Annotated in this window: 1 protein-coding gene; it reads left to right on the top strand. The window is 70.4% G+C overall.

Annotated elements, in window-relative coordinates:
* Positions 1-75: 75 nt before the first annotated feature.
* The coding region (pstS, locus tag WH07_RS24860; protein WP_052744552.1) for a phosphate ABC transporter substrate-binding protein PstS at positions 76-1,691 on the top strand (1,616 nt) is incomplete at its 3' end.

The following is a 1,691-nucleotide window of genomic DNA, read 5'->3' as shown; positions in this document are numbered from 1 at the left end:
CACCCCGTACCCGCTCCAGGCGAGCCGCCGAGCCCCCCGCCACCGCCCCGCCATACCGACAGGAGTCGCCCCCCGATGTCCGGAACCCTTCCGGCGCCACTGCCCGGCAGACCGATACGCGCCGTCCTGGCGGCCGTCGCCCTCGCGACGCTCGTGCTGCTGGGTCTCGTCCGGCCCGTCCCCGCCACCGCCGCGACCTATGTCCCGATCTCGGGAGCGGGCTCCACCTGGAGCAAGAACGCGCTCGACCAGTGGGTGGCGAACGTCAAGCAGTACGGCATGACGGTCAACTACAACGGCACCGGCTCCTCCGACGGCCGCAACCAGTTCCGCAACGGCACCGTCGACTACGCCGTCTCCGAGATCCCGTACGGCATCAAGGACTCGGGGGTCGTCGACTCGCCGCCCTCCAGGAAGTACGCGTACATGCCGATCGTGGCCGGCGGTACGTCCTTCATGTACAACCTGAAGATCGGCAACCAGCGGGTCACCAACCTGCGGCTGTCGGGCGAGGCCCTCGCCAAGATCTTCACCGGTGACATCAAGTTCTGGAACGACCCGGCGATCAAGGCCGACAACCCGGCCCTGGCCAAGTCGCTCCCGCCGCGCCGGATCGTCCCGGTGGTCCGCTCCGACGGCTCGGGCACGACGGCGCAGCTCACCACCTGGATGAGCAAGCAGCACCCCTCCATCTGGAACAGCTACTGCGCCAAGGCCGGCCGGAGCACCCCCTGCGGCACCACCTCCAACTACCCGCTGGTGCCGGGCGGCGGTTTCGTCGCCCAGTCCGGGTCCAACGGTGTCTCGGGGTATGTCGCCCAGCCGGGCAACATCGGCACGATCACCTATGTCGAGTACTCCTACGCCGTCCACACCACCCACTTCCCGGTGGTCAAGGTGCTCAACGCGGCCGGCTACTACACCGAGCCGACCGCGCGGAACGTGGCCGTCGCCCTGCTCAACGCGCGGATCAACGAGAACCCCTCCTCGCCCGAGTACCTCACCCAGATCCTCGACGGCGTCTACAACAGCAAGGACCGGCGCAACTACCCGCTGTCCAGCTACAGCTACATGATCATCCCGACGAAGGCCGAGGCCAAGTTCAACCCCAACAAGGGCAAGACACTCGGCGCGTTCGCCTACTACTTCCTGTGTCAGGGGCAGCAGAACGTCGACAAACTGGGCTTCTCGCCGCTGCCGGTGAACCTGGTGCAGGCGGGGCTCACCCAGGTACGGAAGATCCCCGGCGTCAACGTCGAGAACATCAACATCAAGAACTGCCACAACCCCACCTTCTCCGCCGACGGGTCCAACACCCTCGCCAAGACCGCCCCGTACCCGTCGGCCTGTGACCGGAAGGGCGCCACCCAGTGCGCCACCGGCACCGGCGGCGACAAGAAGCCGACCGTCCCGCAGGGCGGCGGCGGTGGCGGTTCGGCCTCGGGCGGCGGCTCGGGCGGCGCCGCGAGCGGTGGCGGTGGTACCGGCGGCTCCGGTGGTACGGCCACGGGCGGCGGCGGTACGGGAGGCTCCCGCGCCCCGGGCGCGGGCGCGACCGGCGGTGCGACCGGGGGCGCGACGGCAGCCGGCGCGGCCACCGGCGGCGGCGCGGGCACGGCCATCGATCCGGACACCGGCCAGCCGATCGCGGCGGGCGCGGACACGGGCGGCACGGGGGACGTGGCCGGGGC

It is taken from the genome of Streptomyces odonnellii, from assembly GCF_000981895.1.
In the GTDB taxonomy this organism is placed as follows: Bacteria; Actinomycetota; Actinomycetes; order Streptomycetales; family Streptomycetaceae; genus Streptomyces; species Streptomyces odonnellii.
The sequence above is the reverse complement of the archived record's forward strand: the minus strand, read 5'-3'. Positions and strand labels throughout refer to the sequence as shown.